We start from the raw sequence: 762 nt of genomic DNA on the forward strand, positions 1-762 counted from the left end.
CTACCATAAAATACTGATTATTTTCCTTCTAAATCCGCGCGCTTTACTGATTTTTTAAATAACCTAGCAAGCAAGGGTTATTGCACACAACGTTTATGTATAAGAATAGTTGCGGGTTTGTATGCGAGGATTTTCCGAAGGAAAATCAGACGTTACAAACACGCAACGACCTTTGATTAAGCACTAAACCGCAATTATTTTTATACGGTGTTGCCCATAGTATTTTATTCCGTTGTTTTCATTGGGATATTGAATTCGTGGTTTTCTTCTGGTTTTTCTCCAAATCTGATCTTCACATTCAAAGTATCCGTTTCGAGATAATTAATTGGAACTTTTATTTCTGTTTTCATCGTTTCACCTTTTGTTCCGAGAACACGAATTCCTGCTCCGTAAACAGAGAAAGTTTTTGGTTCAATATTAGTTAGCACAAAATCCGTTTTGGTTGGTTTGTCATATTCCAAATAGTCATTTCCGTTAAGTATTTTAATTTCTACTTTTTGGATTCCATTTTCATAAATTAATTCATTATTATTTCCGCCTCTAATACAATCGAAATACTTTTGAGTTAATTCAATATTCATTTCCATAAGTTCAGAATTTAATTTTTCTGTTTTGTAGAAATAATATCCTAAAAAAGCTATTAATAATATTAAAGGAACTGTTTTTTTCATATGTCTCGTCCTGAAATATGGCTACAGGTTAAAAATTGATTTACGCTGTTAATTTATATACCATTTCAGGTGTTTTAAAATCTAAAGATAA

1 protein-coding gene is annotated in these 762 nt (G+C 30.8%); it reads right to left on the bottom strand.

What is annotated here, in order from left to right; translation table 11 throughout:
• Nucleotides 1-224: 224 nt before the first annotated feature.
• Nucleotides 225-671 carry a hypothetical protein gene (locus K8344_RS13960; RefSeq protein ID WP_237609290.1) on the bottom strand — a complete coding sequence of 149 codons (447 nt, stop codon included), beginning with the start codon at nt 669-671 and terminating at the stop codon, nt 225-227.
• Nucleotides 672-762 lie beyond the last annotated feature (91 nt).

Origin of the sequence: Aequorivita xiaoshiensis, from assembly GCF_022008395.1 — a bacterium.
GTDB lineage: Bacteria > Bacteroidota > Bacteroidia > Flavobacteriales > Flavobacteriaceae > Aequorivita > Aequorivita xiaoshiensis.

What these genes read in the sequence shown, in the direction of transcription:
- K8344_RS13960 (WP_237609290.1), bottom strand. Translation starts at nt 671, where the DNA reads ATGAAAAAAACAGTTCCTTTAATATTATTAATAGCTTTTTTAGGATAT.